The 16,033-nt window shown below is 47.9% G+C and carries 10 protein-coding genes, 1 tRNA gene and 2 pseudogenes; all 13 read left to right on the top strand.

Annotated features, from left to right (window positions below; genetic code table 11):
* Positions 1-156: 156 nt before the first annotated feature.
* The 13 genes and pseudogenes from A3844_RS04290 (at position 157) to A3844_RS04230 (ending at position 16,018) form a co-directional block, all read left to right on the top strand.
* On the top strand, positions 157-843 hold the full coding sequence (locus A3844_RS04290) for a M15 family metallopeptidase (protein WP_074106715.1): 687 nt from the start codon (positions 157-159) through the stop codon (positions 841-843).
* 72 nt (positions 844-915) lie between these two features.
* Positions 916-1,311, top strand: coding sequence for a WGxxGxxG family protein (locus A3844_RS33355; RefSeq protein ID WP_074085616.1), 396 nt, complete (start codon positions 916-918; stop codon positions 1,309-1,311).
* 139 nt (positions 1,312-1,450) lie between these two features.
* Positions 1,451-1,536 (top strand) — tRNA-Leu (locus A3844_RS04280).
* 268 nt (positions 1,537-1,804) lie between these two features.
* A pseudogene (locus A3844_RS04275) lies at positions 1,805-2,158 on the top strand (glycoside hydrolase family 130 protein); the annotation flags it as partial.
* A gap of 19 nt (positions 2,159-2,177) precedes the next feature.
* Positions 2,178-4,367: pseudogene (locus A3844_RS04270) on the top strand (alpha-mannosidase); the annotation flags it as partial.
* 497 nt (positions 4,368-4,864) lie between these two features.
* Positions 4,865-5,803, top strand: coding sequence for an ABC transporter permease (locus A3844_RS04265; protein ID WP_244169690.1), 939 nt, complete (start codon positions 4,865-4,867; stop codon positions 5,801-5,803).
* A gap of 19 nt (positions 5,804-5,822) precedes the next feature.
* Positions 5,823-6,731, top strand: a complete 909-nt coding sequence (locus tag A3844_RS04260) for a carbohydrate ABC transporter permease (RefSeq protein WP_074085614.1) — start codon at positions 5,823-5,825, stop codon at positions 6,729-6,731.
* Positions 6,732-6,770: 39 nt separating this feature from the next.
* Positions 6,771-8,393, top strand: coding sequence for an extracellular solute-binding protein (locus tag A3844_RS04255; protein WP_074085613.1), 1,623 nt, complete (start codon positions 6,771-6,773; stop codon positions 8,391-8,393).
* Positions 8,394-8,515: 122 nt separating this feature from the next.
* Entirely contained in the window at positions 8,516-9,913 is a 1,398-nt protein-coding gene (locus A3844_RS04250) for an alpha-L-fucosidase (RefSeq protein WP_074106714.1), read from the top strand.
* Between the two features lie 3 nt (positions 9,914-9,916).
* The gene (locus tag A3844_RS04245) at positions 9,917-11,203 is read left to right on the top strand and encodes an alpha-L-fucosidase (RefSeq protein WP_074103160.1); all 1,287 of its coding nucleotides are present in this window, start codon (positions 9,917-9,919) and stop codon (positions 11,201-11,203) included.
* 103 nt (positions 11,204-11,306) lie between these two features.
* On the top strand, positions 11,307-12,329 hold the full coding sequence (locus A3844_RS04240; RefSeq protein ID WP_074085611.1) for a carbohydrate-binding family 9-like protein: 1,023 nt from the start codon (positions 11,307-11,309) through the stop codon (positions 12,327-12,329).
* Positions 12,330-12,335: 6 nt separating this feature from the next.
* Positions 12,336-14,978, top strand: coding sequence for a transglutaminase-like domain-containing protein (locus tag A3844_RS04235; protein ID WP_074106713.1), 2,643 nt, complete (start codon positions 12,336-12,338; stop codon positions 14,976-14,978).
* Positions 14,975-16,018 (top strand): glycoside hydrolase family 18 protein, encoded by a 1,044-nt coding sequence (locus tag A3844_RS04230; RefSeq protein WP_074085609.1) that lies wholly within the window; start codon positions 14,975-14,977, stop codon positions 16,016-16,018. The genes A3844_RS04235 and A3844_RS04230 overlap by 4 nt, the downstream gene beginning before the upstream one ends.
* Positions 16,019-16,033 lie beyond the last annotated feature (15 nt).

The following is a 16,033-nucleotide window of genomic DNA, read 5'->3' as shown; positions in this document are numbered from 1 at the left end:
ATCCCGGAAAGCGGCGGGCAGATGGTGGTAAACGCACACTCATATAGGCAAGATGCTCAGGCCCCGCATCGTTCGGGGTTTTTTCTTTTACAATGAAGTAAGAAGGTACAAGCAACGGCGGATTCTAGGGCATTTACTATATCAGGAGGGGATTCGATGCTGACTATAGATGAGTTGAAAAGTAAATCGGCAGACCGGATCGGCGGTCTTCATTCCGTCCTGCTGGCGGCTGCAAATGTCCTGATACAGCGATGTTATGCCAGAGGGATCTCCATTGTCATTACTCAGGGCATGCGTACCATAGCCGAACAGAATGCGCTGTACGCACAAGGGAGAACCAAGAAGGGCAGCATTGTAACCAATGCCAAGGGAGGCAGCAGCTATCATAATTATGGCCTGGCGATGGACTTCGCGCTGCTGCTGCCGGATGGGCAGAACGTCTCTTGGGACATGAACAGAGATGGGAATGGAGATAAGCTGGCAGACTGGCAGGAGGTCGTGCAGGAAGCGAAAAAGCTAGGACTCGAATGGGGTGGGGACTGGACTTCTTTTAAGGATTATTCGCATTTGCAGATGGCCTTTGGCCTGACTATTGCACAGCTTAAGGAAGGTCAGCGTCCGACCGCCCAGCAGGTTAAGGAAACCTTAAGCCGGATCACCGGAGGTGAGCCTGAAGTGAACAAGGATGTTGAAGTTACTATTAATCTGAATGGGATTAAGCTTACGGTTGGGGTATTGGATAATGGAACCACCTATGTTCCCGTGCGGGCATTGGCTGAAGCGCTCGGGGCCAAGGTTTCTTATGATCCTGTCAGCAAGACAGTGAATGTGGTGACTGTGTAAAAATTACTTGCATAGTTTAGGCGCCTAAGGGGGAAATTATCAGCGACAAACCACACAAGGGGGTATCACATCTTGAACAAGCTGATAACAAGTCTTGCCTGCGGCACTGTATTGTCCATGAGTCTGCTGGGTGTAGGATATGCATCCAGTGCTTCCGGTACTACCGGTATGGGTGGAACGGCACCGGTATATAACGGTTCTTCCACCAATGACCATATGATGAATAACACCACCGGCACCCTGCGTAACAATGATACGATCATGAGAGACAAGATCCGCACTGGTGATAACACCACTGTCTCTCCACTGTCCAACACCACGACAACTGGCAGATACCGGGCCACAAGCACGACGACCAACGCAACAGACAACGACAACAACCGCTCCAATTGGGGCTGGCTCGGATTGGTCGGCCTGCTCGGTCTGGCTGGCATGAGAAGCAAAAGCGGCGAACGCGAACGCCGCTAGTCCTGCAATACAAGCGGCCCGCAGCAGCTCCGGCTGAGCGGGTCTTTTTGTTAAGCACAACTTAACGAAAATTTTGATTGCGTATTCACAAGTTACGTGATATCATATTTCTTGTCGCGTTAAACAACGCACCAAACATGCCGGGGTGGCGGAACAGGCAGACGCACAGGACTTAAAATCCTGCGGTACGTGAGTACCGTACGGGTTCGACCCCCGTCCTCGGCACTAGAAGAACAAGGGTTTCAGCTCATTAGAGCTGGAACCCTTGTTTGTTTTTAAGATGGATTGCTAACATTTTGCTAACGGTGCCTCTAACGGTGCCTCTTTTTCGTGTAGATTCGAGGTTTCCGATACGCTTGGAATGATGCTTGTACCGACTTCACGACGAACGGTTCTTGTTCACTCTCTGCGTTCGATAATTCTGTCACGCTCCATTCTCAGTCGCAGGATTTCTGCTCTAATGACTTCTTTACGACAAGGTAAAGTATTCATGATCGGACCGGGTCCTACGCCAATCGAAACGGACAAGGGCTGGCTGCTGATTTATCATGGCGTAATTAATACCTGTAACGGGTATGTGTACCGCATGGGCTGCGCCTTGCTTGACATTGCTGAACCCTGGAAGGTTAAGGCGCGCTCGCGCAACTATATTCTCGGTCCTGAAACCCTGTACGAATGTGTGGGAGATGTCCCTAATGTGACTTTCCCTTGTGCGGCTTTGACGGATTCGGCAACAGGACGAATTGCTATCTACTATGGCTGCGCCGATACGGTGACCGGACTGGCCTTTACTACAGTGGAAGAGCTCCTCAATTATATGAAGTTGTATCCGTTAGAAGAAGCTTAAGAAAAGAGGAGGATAGACTATGACTAGCAAAAGAACGGCTCACATCGTTTCTCATTCACACTGGGACCGGGAATGGTATTTACCCTTTGAGAAGCATCACGTCCGCCTGGTACAGCTGATGGATTCGCTGCTGGATAAGCTGGAAGGAGATTCAGCGTTTAAAAGCTTCTATCTGGATGGACAGACGATTATTCTGGAGGATTATTTTCAGGTTCGTCCGGAGAACAAGGAAAGACTGGGAGAGATGTATCACGGAAGGCCGTCTGCTGATCGGGCCCTGGTATATTTTACAGGATGCGTTTCTGACAAGCGGAGAAGCGAATGTACGTAACATGCAAATCGGACATCAGGATGCCAAACGGTACGGGGAACCGGCAAAAATAGGCTATTTTCCCGATACGTTCGGCCTGGTGGGCCAGACTCCGCAGCTTATGCTGCAATCCGGCATCACCAACGTTTTCTTCGGGCGCGGAGTGAAGCCTACAGGATTCAATAATACGGTTTCTGAGGAGATTATGAGTCCTCCTTCTCTGAACTGATCTGGGAAGGCCCGGATGGCTCCAAAGTACTCGGGATTTTGTTTGCCAACTGGTATTCTAACGGAAATGAAGTGCCAACGGATGAAGCAGAGGCCAGGGCTTTCTGGGACAGGAAGCTGGCAGATGCAGAAAAATATGCTTCAACAGATCAGCTATTGTTCATGAATGGCTGTGACCATCAGCCGCTGCAGCTTGATTTGCCAGAGGCTATCCGTACAGCCCAGGCCTTATACCCGAACGTGGATTTCGTTCATTCGAACTTCCCTGATTATTTAAGTGCCTTGATTGCGGAGCTTAACCATCAGCAGTCGTCTGTAGATCCCGGATTATCTACAGTCATGGGTGAACTTCGCAGTCGACGTACGGATGGATGGGGCACACTTGTGAACACAGCTTCAGCGCGCATTTATTTGAAACAGATGAACCAGGTAGGACAGTCCCTTTTGGAAAAGGTAGCGGAGCCGCTAGCTTCCATCGCGAATCTTGCTGGTAAAGTTTATCCCCACCATCTATTCACCTATGCTTGGAAGACCTTAATGCAGAATCATCCGCATGATAGTATTTGCGGGTGCAGTGTAGATGAAGTGCACCGTGAGATGATCACCAGGTTTGATAAAAGCCGCCACGTTGCTGAAAGCATCGTTGAAGATTGTGCAAAGTATATCGCTGATGCTGTAGATACATCGATTTTTACGGAATATGGAGACGATGCGTTGCCCTTTGTAGTGATGAATACGTCGGGCTGGAGACGTACAGGAACAGTAACTGTTGACTTGGATGCAGCCCGTCTTTATCTCCGTGAAGGCTTTACGTTGCAGGAGACCTGCCGAAGAATGCAGGAGATCGATCTCAGTGGACGAATGCTGGTGGATCAACATGGAGAAGCGGTACCCTGTACCTTAGAAGATCTGGGGCTGCAGTTTGGCTATGATCTGCCAGATGATAAATTCCGGCAGTCCTATATGTGCCGCAGGGTAAGAGTGACGTTCGAAGCTATGCAAGTGCCTGCGCTGGGACTTCGCAGCTATGCTTGGGTACAGTCGTCGCGGCCCACTCTTGAACATTTAAGCCTGCTATCCGGTAACCGAGTAATGGAGAATGACAGCCTCCGGGTAGAAATCGGAGAGGATGGTTCGTTTACTCTGATGGATAAGCTGAGAGGGATTTCATACCGTGATCTTGGGATTTATGAAAATACCGGAGACATTGGCAATGAATACATGTATAAACAGCCTGAAGGTGAGAGCACCTTGACCACACAAGGCCAGGCTGCAGAAATCCGTGTACTTGAAGATACAGCTTTCCGTGCTGCTATAGAGATCAAACATCATTGGGAAATCCCTTCTTCAGCTGATGAGAGATTAGATGCGGAGCAGCGTGCTTTGGTTTATTATCCGGAACGCAAGGCTCAGCGGAGCCGAGATACTGTGATCCTTAAGCTCCGGACTGTGATTACTCTGGAGCGCGAAGGCAAGGGGCTGCAAATTGCTTCGACCATAGACAATCAGGCTAAGGATCACCGAGTTCGGATATTGTTCCCGACCGACGTGCAAACGGCTGTACATCAAGTGGATTCGATGTTCGAAATAGTCAAACGAGATATTGAACCTGCACCGGAGTGGATAAATCCAAGTAATACGCAGCATCAGCAAACGTTCGTCGATATCAGCAATGATTATTAAATTGTGAAAAAATAAAGATGCCTAGGTACTTTTACTGGGTATTTTTATTTTTTACTGCTGGGTCTGTATAAAAGGTTAGGTACTTAATAAGTCTAGCTGAAAATCACAAGCGAGTTTTATATTCCAGCTTAGGAGTAGTACATGTAATTCTTGTTTTAAATAGAAAGGTTCAAGAAAAAAAACCGACAATCGAATATAAAAGGTTAAAATAATAGGTCGAAATTGCGCCATGTCATGAATATCAAGGATTTTAACAAAAACTACACATTGAAATGAGATGTATTTAATCTAATTAGTGACTGAATTACAGTTGGCATGTATTTTTGTTGACTATCCAAAATGACATATTTACGAACAAGCGCCTGAGAACTAGTGTTTATGTAAGCGCTAGCAAAATTTAAATCCTGATACAGATCAAGTAGCTAGACGAAAAAGAACTTAGTTCTGAAGGGGGAGATACTATGCAGGGTACAAAAAGGTTGCTCATGAGCAGCCAGCTTCAGAAAAGGCGGAAAGAAAGTAATAAAACATGGAAGAGAATTATTCAAAACTGGGAACTTTATATATTTATCGCCCCGGCGTTCTTCTACTTCCTTATTTTTAGCTATGGTCCGATGTACGGTATCCAAATCGCATTTAAAAACTTTATCCCGACAAAAGGGATATTAGGAAGTGATTGGGTCGGTTTCGACCATTTTATCCGCTTCTTCGATTCTTATTACTTCTGGGATTTGCTGTGGAACACATTTAGCATCAGTCTATACGATTTGGCCATAGGGTTTCCGATTCCCATCATTCTTGCACTTGCGTTTAACGAAGTGAAAGATGGATTTTTCAAACGGTTGACACAGACCATTACGTATGCACCGCATTTTATTTCGGTAGTTGTTATGGCAGGTATGATTATTACGTTCCTCTCTTCTTCAACGGGTATTGTTGTTCATATCATCCAATGGCTTGGATTTGATGCTCCGCAATTCCTAACTGATCCCAAATGGTTCAAGACGGTATATGTATTCTCTGGCGTCTGGCAAAGTGCGGGATGGGGCACGATCATTTACCTGGCCGCATTATCAGGTGTTGATCCACAGCTCCACGAAGCGGCAATTATTGACGGTGCTACAAGGTTTCAACGTGTTCGTCATATCAACATTCCGACCCTAGTTCCAACGATGACAATTCTTTTGATTCTAAATATGGGTAGCCTACTTGGGGTAGGATTCGAGAAAATATTGCTGCTTCAAAACTCATTGAATATGGGAGCTTCCGACGTTATTTCGACCTTTGTATACCGCTCGGGTCTCGTCGATGCGCAGTACAGTTTCTCCACGGCAGTTGGCTTATTCAACTCCGTGATTAATGCAGTTCTGCTAATAGTTGTTAATCAGATTGTTCGTCGCACAAGCGAGAACAGTTTATGGTAGAAGAAGGAGGCTTCGACAGATGATATCTGGAGTAAGGGAGACTGGAAGGGATAAGGTTTTTTTAATAATAAATTATATTTACGTTTTATTAGCATTGGTTATTGTGGCTTATCCTGTGATTTATATGATAAGCGCATCCTTCAGCGATCCCAAATATGTTGGGTCGGGTGAAATGTGGCTGTGGCCAAGAGGATTTACATTGAAAGGATATCAAATCGTATTTGAGAATTCAAAAATATGGACAGGGTATGCCAATACGATATGTTATACCTTACTTGGAACAGCTATAAACTTGGTCGTAACGATGCCCGCTGCCTACGCCCTTAGTCGCAAAGATTTCGTTGGCCGCAATTTTTTTATGGGGATGTTTATGATTACAATGTTTTTCGGCGGAGGTCTGGTACCAACTTATATTCTTGTCAAAAACTTGGGGATGGTGAATACGGTTTGGTCCATTGTTATCCCTTCGGCAGCTTCGATCTGGAATATCATTGTGGCCCGGACGTTCTTTCAGTCATCCATTCCGAAGGAACTGCAGGATGCTGCCCAAATTGACGGATGCACCAACATGCGGCTATTCGTCAAAATCATTCTGCCTTTATCGATGCCGATCATTGCCGTCATGGCTTTGTTCTACGGTGTGGGCAACTGGAATAGCTACTTCTCGGCACTTATTTATTTGAATGACGAATCCAAATATCCGTTGCAACTGATCTTGCGTCAAATTCTTGTCCTGCAGGAAATGTCAGCACAGGCAGGAGGAGCGATGGATTCAGCGTCGGCGGCGGCTCTCAACAACAAGGCTGAAGTTGCATCACTCGTCAAATATGCTGTTATTATCGTTTCAACAGTGCCAATCATTGCTGTTTATCCGTTTCTACAGCGTTATTTTGTCCAAGGTGTCATGATTGGTTCCGTTAAGGGCTGATCTTGAACATATATAAAAATTAAAGGGAGGTTGTTAAAAATGAAAAAGCCTCGTAAATCATGGGCTCTGTTGCTGTGTCTCACAATGTTCGGCTCCATGCTGTCTGCTTGCGGTTCAACTAATGATGATAAAAATGCAGCGGGCAACACCAATGCCAATGCTTCAAAAACGGGCTCGGAGGTGAAAAAAGAGGGATTTCCGATCGTCGACAAGCCGCTTACCCTGAGCTTGATGGCACCGGATGTTGGAGTTCAGGATTGGGAAAAGATGGTTGTCTTGCAAGAGATGGAGAAGTTGACAGGGATCAAGTTTAACTATCAGAATGCACCCCAAGACAGCTTTGAAACCAAAAAGAACCTGGTATTCGCGAGTGGCGATGTCCCGGATATATTCTACGCTGCCGATCTTAAACCTGCGGATCAAGTAACATACGGCAGTCAAGGTGTACTTATTCCTCTTGAGGATCTCATTGATAACTACGCGCCGAACCTGAAGAAGATCCTGGACGATCACCCGGATATACGTAAGTCCATGACTACTCCGGATGGACATATCTATGCGCTTCGGACAATCGACTTGTCTGCGGTATGGTATCGGGGTCCAATGTGGTATAACGGCAAGTTCCTCCAAAAATTCGGAATGGAAAATAAACTGCCTGCTTCGACGGAAGAACTGTACACTTATCTGAAGCGCGTAAAATCTGAAGATGCGAATGGCAATGGCAAGGATGACGAGATTCCACTTACCTCTGTGAAACTGGATGATCTGCGCATGTTCTTCTTCGGCTTCTGGAATATGTACGATGAGCAAATCTATGCCGACAAAGATGGAAAAGTACATTTTTCACCTCAAGAAGAAGGTTACAAAGGGTATTTAACATTCTTGAACCGTCTATGGGCTGAGAACCTGCTGGATCATGAGACATTCTCACAAACCGATGAACAGAAAAAAGCCAAGGGTAAAAATAATCAAGTGGCCGTATTCAGCGACTACTACCCTTACTTCACATTAGGCGGTGAGCCAAGTGGAGACAATCCGTTGATGACGCCAGTGAAGAGTGATATTGCAGGATCACCGGTTTACGGCAAACACCCAGGTCTTTCTTCGAATGGTACATTTGCAATCACAAAAAGTAACCCGAACCCTGAAGCCTCGATGCGTTGGGTAGATTATCTCTACAGTTATGAAGGTGCTACATTGTTCTCTCAAGGTCCAGAGAATTTGCTGTGGAAATATACGGATAAAGAGAAGCATGTTAAAGAATGGCTTCCAGTTCCTGGCGGTAAAGACCGTGAAGAATTTAAAGGAACAATGACGCCGAACTACGGTATTTTGAATCCTGGTGTGAACGATAGTTCGTTCAGCTTGGGACTCAAGAGTGATTTTGACAACTGGATTGACAAGGAAAATGCAGAGAAGCTTACACCGATTGCCAAAGTACCTTTCCCAAGTGTATATCTGTCGGTGGATGAACAGTCTGAGGTGTCTGCTCTAATGTCCGATCTGAACACTTATGTGAAACAAATGGAGGCTAAATTTGTAACGGGCGCAGAATCTCTTGATAATTGGAGTAAATATACTGATCAGCTCAAAAAAATGGAAAGCGACAAAATCGTAAAAATCTACCAAGATGCTTATGACCGTTGGAATTCCACCAAATAACCAGGCTCTGTAGCTCATAAAAAAACAACTTCCCGATGATGTTAGATCATGGTCGGGAAGTTGCTATTATTTTGTGAGGTCATCCAAAACAGGAAAATGTGTCTTCTATCTGGAGGTATACCATGAGTGAGTTGAATGTGACGGAACAAGAGCAAGTTGTAGAGCAAGGGGTTCACAATTACAGCAGTGAAGAGCAGTGGGTAAAGCCGGAGAGTCCGCTTCTGCTTGAGCGTCTGGGATGGTTCAAGGATCAGAAGCTGGGACTCATGATGCACTGGGGACCTTACTCGCAGCTTGGTGTGGTAGAATCGTGGGCCCTTAGCGATAAGGATGAGGAATGGTCACGCGACGGGATCGATTGGAATGTCGATACGAATGAGCTGAAGCGTCAATACGTCGGTTTAAACAAAACGTTCAATCCAGTGCGCTTCCAGCCGGAGCTGTGGGCAGAATTGGCTGCCGAGAATGGATTCAAGTACTTGAATTTCACGACCAAGCATCATGACGGCTTCTGCATGTGGGACACTCACACCACGGACTACCGCGTTACAGGTCCGGCTTGTCCCTTCCATGCGCACAAATATGCCGACATTTGCAAGCAGTTATTCGATGCGTTCCGTGCAAAAGGTTTAGGCATCTCTGCTTATTTCTCGAAAGCAGACTGGAACACGCCTACATACTGGGCACCTGGAATGGAGCGCGGTACTTTTACGTCGCGGGGGCCTTCCTATAATCCGAAGGAATATCCTTGGCTTTGGGAGCAATTTGTGAAATTCACTCATGAGCAGATTATGGAGCTGATGACCCGATATGGCCGCATTGAAATGTTATGGCTGGATGCGGGATGGGTCTGTGAAGAGAGCGGCCAGGATATCCGGCTTGGAGAAGTCGTCGAAAAGGCACGCGAAGTACAGCCTTGGCTGCTGTCCGCTGACCGGACTGTCGGCGGAGCCTATGAGAATGTCATTACACCGGAGCAGACCTTGCCTGAACAGCCGTTAAATGTCCCTTGGGAGAGCTGTATAACGATGGGAACCTCGTTCTCCTACCGTTATGAGGACAATTACAAGTCTGTACGCCAGTTGATTCATTTATTGGTTGAAATCGTGGCAAAGGGCGGCAATTTGGCGCTAAATGTCGGACCGCAACCTGATGGGAGACTTTCTCAGACAGCCATTGACCGGATCAAAGGCATGGGCACATGGTTGAACGTTCACGGCGAGGCGATTTATGGGACACGCGTTTGTGAGCCGTATTCGGTGGGGAACTATCATTTTACTCAAACCAAGGATACAACGTATGCCTTCTACTTATATAAAGATGAACATGAGACGGTGAAGGAGGAATTGCATTTACCTGTGCTCCAAGAATTCAGCCGGATTGATCTCGCCGGAGGAGAAGATAACCTGCAGTTTCATCGAACGGAGAATGGGATCATTGTTCGCCTACCGGAGAATGCGGTATCAGAGCCAGCGCCGATTACGCATGTATTTAGGTTGCACAAGCGAAGGGGGAAATGAGAGATGCAAAAGTGGTTCAAAGAAGCTAAACTCGGTATTTTTATTCACTATGGAATCTATGCAGTAAATGGAGTCTCGGAATCATGGTCTTTTTATAATGGGAGAATGTCTTACGAAGATTATATGAAGCAACTGGACGGATTCACGGCATCGAAGTTCGATGCCGACCAATGGGTTGAGTTGATCGAAAAGTCAGGTGCCAAATACGCGGTTCTTACGACGAAACACCATGACGGGGTCGCCTTGTGGGACACGCAATACAGTGACCTGAACGTTGTGAAAAAAACTCCAGCCCAGCAGGATCTTGTTCAAAAATATGCTGAAGCCGTGACAAAAAAAGGCATTCGTCTGGGCATGTATTATTCTCTGATCGACTGGTCGCACCCTGATTATCCAAGTGTATATGAAGACGGTAAAGTTCCTGAGGATTTGAGCAAAGTGAACAAATACTCAAGCCCTACAGACGGTATCCAGGATGAGGAGAAATGGAAGCGTTTTTTACAATTCAACAATAATCAGCTTAAGGAAATTTTAACGAACTATGGTAAGGTCGACCTGCTGTGGTTCGATGGAGATTGGGAACGAAGTGCCCAGCAATGGAACTTGCCCGAGTTCAAGCAATACCTTCAATCGTTCAACCCGGACATCATCATCAACTCCCGTCTGCAAGGACATGGGGATTACAAGACGCCGGAGCAAGGGATACCCATCACCCGGCCGGAGGGGCCATGGGAATTCTGCACGACGATCAACAGCTCTTGGGGATATGTGCCTACGGATAATCAGTACAAATCATTGAACCAGATCATCCGAATGTTCTGTGATTGCATCACTCTGGGGGGCAACATGCTGTTGGATATTGGGCCGATGGAGGACGGAACGATCGACAAGAGACAAGAAGATATTCTGCTGGGGCTTGGTGAATGGATTCGAACGCACGAAGAAGCTGTATTTGGAACAGATGAAGGGATTATGACCCGTTATTACTTAGGCGGCAGCACCATTTCAAAAGATAAAAAGACATTATACCTCTTTGTATATGACGATCCGAAAGAGAACCTATGTCTGAAGGGACTATGCAACCCTATCCAAAAAATCACCGTGCTTCATTCAGGAAAAGAGCTTACCCATGAAATTCACGGCGGGGTTCCCTGGTTCAACATTCCGGGAACAACGTGGATTCATATGACACCCCAAGATACACATGAGCAGGTTACGGTCTTGAAGCTGGAATTCAAAGAGGAGCTTGAAATGTATGGAGGATCCGGCGCTGTGGTTACACATAACTAAAATGCTTGAGTAGGTTGTCTAATTATTAAATGCATCAGATCTGGGATGAGATGAGTGCTCTCTATTTTAAGACATACACAATGAAACAATAGGAGGAGAAAAGATGAAGCTTAGCGGAGTACCAGAGCCGAATATTGAATTTGCTCCAAAGCATTATATTTGCAGGCGCGCTGCCGGGCCGCTCGTCCTGGATGGGCGCGTGGATAAACCATTCTGGGCAGCAGCTGATTGGACGGAGGATTTTGTCGATATCGAAGGGGATCTTCGTCCGCTGCCCGCGAAGCGGACCCGGGCCAAAATGCTGTGGGACGACGAATATTTCTATTTCGCAGCGGAACTAATGGAAGATCAGATCTGGGCGACGCTGACGGAGCGGGATTCGGTCATTTTTTATGATAATGATTTTGAGATATTTATTGATCCTGATGGGGATACACACCAATATTATGAGTTTGAGATCAATGCATTGAACACGGTATGGGACCTCTTCCTGGTGAAACCGTACCGCGACGGCGGACCCCCGGTCAACGGCTGGGATATTAACGGACTTCAGACCGCCGTGCATATTGACGGCGAGCTGAATCAGCCGGGCGCGGCGAATCGGAAATGGAGTGTTGAAGTGGCTATGCCGTGGACCAGCTTGCGTGAGTGCGCACCTGAAGGCCGTCCCCCGGTAAAAGGCGAGTTCTGGCGTGTTAATTTCTCCCGTGTAGAATGGCATATTGAGGTCAAAGACGGAGAATACCGCAAGGTGCTGAACCCGGACACAGGCAAGCCTTACCCTGAAGAGAATTGGGTCTGGTCTCCAATGGGCATTATCAATATGCACTATCCGGAGCTGTGGGGCTATGTCGTATTCGCAGACGAGGACGGCCCTGAATCGTTCCAGCTGCCACCCGATGAACGAATTAAGTGGGAGCTGCGCAAGCTGTACTACCGTGAACGCAATTTCTTCGAAACTTACGGTGAATTCACCTTAGATGAGAATATATTGATGAGAAACGAGCCGTGGAGCATCACACCGGCGATTGAGGCGACCCGCAGGCTGCTGCAGATTTCCGCACCGTCGTCGGACGGGAAGTCAAGCTACTGCATCAGGGAAGACGGAAAGTTATGGAAGGAGTGATTACCAATGACCCAACTGACGTCTGTGTTCTCATTGGATGAAGAAATGATGCAGCAGATTGAGCAGAAATATGATAAAAAAAGACAGATCGCCCAGCCTAGGGAACATGAGCTGTTCGATATCTTTCAGGAAGAATTGACCGAAGAAGAGACATGGGCGCTTAAGTACTTATTTGCGTATATGCCTCTGAATGATTTGGCTGATTATGAGGGTTCATTATTTCTAAGTCATGTGCGCCGAACGCTGGACATTCGCAATCAGGTTCCCTGGGGCAAGCGGGTTCCGGATCACCTGTTTCTGCATTACGTACTTCCGTACCGCGTAAATACCGAGAATATTGAGGATTCCCGCGGTATTCTGTATGACCAACTGGCGCCTCGAACGACGCAATTAAGCATGGCGGAAGCCATTTTGGAGACGAACTATTGGTGTCATGAAAAAGCGACATATATTGGAAGCGACATGCGGACGATCTCCCCGCTGACGATGATTCGCAATGCACGCGGCCGCTGCGGTGAAGAATCGACTCTGGCAGTTGCAGCACTGCGGAGCATTGGTATTCCTGCCCGCCAGGTCTACACGCCGCGCTGGGCTCATTCTGACGATAACCATGCCTGGGTGGAAGCCTGGGCTGACGGGCAGTGGTATTATATCGGCGCATGCGAGCCGGAAGCGCAGCTGAATCAGGGCTGGTTCAGTCCGCCAGCCCGGCGGGCAATGCTTATCAATACAAGGATTTTCGCCGATTACCCTGGGCCTGAGGACATCACACTGGCCGATGAGTGGTTCACGGAAATCAATCTGCTGGAGGGCTACGCGCGAACGCGGACCATCACCGTTCAAGTGAAGGATGAGCAGGATTGTCTGGTCAGCGGGGCCTATGTACATTTCCAATTATATAATATGGCTGAATTCTACCCGCTTGCTACACTGCCCACAGACGGAATGGGTGAGGCGTCATTCAAGACAGGGTTCGGTGATCTGATTATCCGCGTTGTAAAGGCAGGCCAGTGGGGAGAAAAGAGAGTCACGGTCTCGGATGGTGAAAACATCGAGATTGTGCTTGGACAGATATACCAGCCGGAAGGAACGGCAGACTTTGATATGATTCCTCCGCCGGAAAGGGAGGGTGATGTTTCGGAACCGGTCTCCCAGGAGAAGATGCAGCGGCATCAAGGCCGGCTCGAAGAAGGAACGATGATCCGTTCAAGCTATGAGGATACGTTTATGGATGAAATACAGGCATCAGAGTTGGCCCAAGCTGCCGGCCTCCCGCAGGACCGGGTATGGGATGTGCTGCGAAAGGCGCGCGGGAATAGCCGCGAGATTGCTGCCTTTCTGCGGGAGCGCTCTGCCGAATATGGAATATTGCCGCTGCGGCTGCTGGAGAGTCTGAATGAGAAGGACCAGATAGATACCGTATATTCTACGCTGGATGATCATTTGATAGGTGCTCTTGCACACCAAAGTAAACTTCCGGAAGAAGTATTTATTCAGTACGTTCTTTGTCCGCGCGTGATGTATGAAATGATTGCGCCCTATAAGCGTTTTTTTCAAACAGCGTTTACCGAAGCGGAATCCGAAAGGTTTAGAGCCGATCCTTCCGAACTTGTTCGCAGGATAGATGAGGGATGGGGCCTCTGGGAGGACCTGCCTAATTTGAAGGGCAAGGGAACGCCAGTAGGCACCTTCCAGATGAAGAAAGGGGACAGAGCATCCCTCGATATCCTCTTCGTGGCTATTTGCCGGAGCCTCGGTATTCCGGCGCGCCTGCATCCGAGTGAACATACACCGCAATATATGGCGGCAGGAAGCTGGGCAGATGCGGTATTCACGCCGGAATCTGTGCTGCCGGAGAAGAAGGGCACCGGAACGCTGCGATTCATTCAGGACAATGAAGCAGCAGCAGAAGCTCCGGCAGCCTCGTATTGGGAGAATTTTACGTTCGCGCGGTTGGAGAACGGTATTTATAAGACGCTGTTCTACCCGTATGGGAAATCGGATGTCTATGATGAACCTTTTGAAGTGGAGCAGGGCTCCTATCGAATGACTACGGGCATTCGTCTGAAGGATGGCAGTGTGCGGGTACGCTTTAATTATTTCAAGGTGCGTGCCGGGGAACAAATTGAAGTTCCGCTGACATTCCGGGAGGTGCCGCTGGACATTCCGGTCCTTGGCAAGTTTGACAGGGACAGAACATTCTCTTTGCCGGACGGAACTGGCAGGACTTTAGGAGAGTTGGTGGGCAAGAGAGGGGCCATAGTCACCTGGATAGAACCGGAACGGGAGCCTTCCAAGCATTTGATCCGCGAACTATGCGAGCTTACAGAGCCGCTTACTGAGCTTGGCGCCCCCGTTGTTCTTGTTGTCGGAGATGGTCACTGGACGTCTTCGTTCGATCCTTCCAGCTATACTAAGCTGCCGGAAGGCACCCTTTTTGTACGGGATACTGCCTATGACTCATTGCCGGACTTCATATCACAGCCTCCGGCGAGTGAGGCGGGCTTCCCGCATCTCTTCGTGCTGGACGGCCAGGACCAAATCCGGTATACGGCGTCAGGGTACAAAATAGGATCCGGCAAAGAGGCATTGCAGGTGCTCTCCGGGGTATGGCAACCATTGACGGATAGGGGGGAATCGAGTCGATGAAGGAGAAAGAGAAGTACATTGTAGCGGGTTATGTGCTTGATTCCAAGCTTTCGGAGATGACACAGGAAGACCTGAATAAACTGACTCATCTGAATGTGGCGTTTGGACATGTCCGGAACGATGAGATCCGCACGGATCATATGAAGCATATGGAGGTTTTGGATGAGATCAAACGCGATCATCCCGAGCTGAACCTGCTGTTGTCTGTCGGAGGATGGAGTGCAGGAGGGTTCTCGGAAGCTGCCGCTACGGAAGATGGAAGAAAACGAATGGCTAATTCCGCACTCCGTGTATTAACAGACTTTCCTTTCGACGGAATCGATCTGGATTGGGAATATCCTTGTTATGGAGAGGCCGGCATCCATTCAAGTCCTGAAGACAAGACGAATTTTACGCTGCTTCTGAAGACGATGCGGGAAGCACTGGATCGTAAAGAAGCACAGGATGCACGGCATTATTTGCTCACCATTGCTGCGGGAGCGGATCAGTATTACGTCGACGGTACCGAGATGGATCAGGTCCAGAATTATATCGATTTTGTTCAATTAATGACCTACGATATGCGTGGAGGATTTCAAGTTCTGACCGGACACCATACGAATTTATATACTCCCACCGGTGATTTATTCCGCATTAGTACAGATGCCTCCGTGCATATATTCGTCCAAGCAGGCGTGCCAAGGGACAAAATCGTGATTGGCGCAGCATTCTACTCCCGTATCTGGAATCAGGTTCCCGATCGTAATCACGGGCTTCTTCAAATGGCCGGAAGCACAGGCGGCTATGGGCCGGATTTCACGGCCCTTACCTCGGATTACATCAACAAAAACGGGTTTACCCGATATTGGGATGAGGAGGCTTGTGCGCCTTACCTTTTCAACGGTTCAAGCCTCATCTCTTATGATGATGAGGAGTCGCTGCGGCACAAATGCAAGTACGTGAAGAACAACAACCTGGCCGGCATGATGTTTTGGGAGTACAGTTGCGACAAGACACACCGGCTGCTGAATGCCATCCACTCAGGATTGAAGGCAGAGTAGAACTGCTAACTAAAC

Origin of the sequence: Paenibacillus helianthi, from assembly GCF_001909055.1 — a bacterium.
Taxonomy (GTDB): Bacteria; Bacillota; Bacilli; order Paenibacillales; family Paenibacillaceae; genus Paenibacillus_AQ; species Paenibacillus_AQ helianthi.
This window is presented reverse-complemented; position numbering and strand designations above follow the sequence as displayed.